The sequence below is a fragment of the Micromonospora globosa genome (genome assembly GCF_000717585.1).
Lineage (GTDB): Bacteria > Actinomycetota > Actinomycetes > Mycobacteriales > Micromonosporaceae > Micromonospora > Micromonospora aurantiaca.
The window spans coordinates 1-202 of record NZ_JNZR01000117.1 but is presented as its reverse complement, the minus strand read 5'-3'; the positions used below and the strand labels follow the sequence as shown (position 1 = coordinate 202).

Below are 202 nucleotides of genomic sequence, written 5' to 3'. Positions count from 1 at the left end.
ACCGACCCGGGCGGCGATCTCGCTCTGGGTCAGGTTGCCGTAGAAGCGCAGCGTGAGGATCTTCTGCTCCCGCTCGTCGAGCGTGGCGAGCGCCGGGCCGAGCGAGGCGCGCAGGTCGGCCAGCTCGTACTCGTTGTCCTCGGTGCCGAGCGTGTCGCCCAGCTCGGTGGCGCTGTCGCCGTCGCCGATCGGGGTGGACAGC

General features: G+C 71.8%; 1 protein-coding gene. It reads right to left on the bottom strand.

The genetic code is table 11. The features are described from left to right. A partial coding sequence (locus IF06_RS0131900) for a sigma factor-like helix-turn-helix DNA-binding protein (RefSeq protein WP_030275544.1) occupies positions 1-202 on the bottom strand: 202 nt, incomplete at both ends.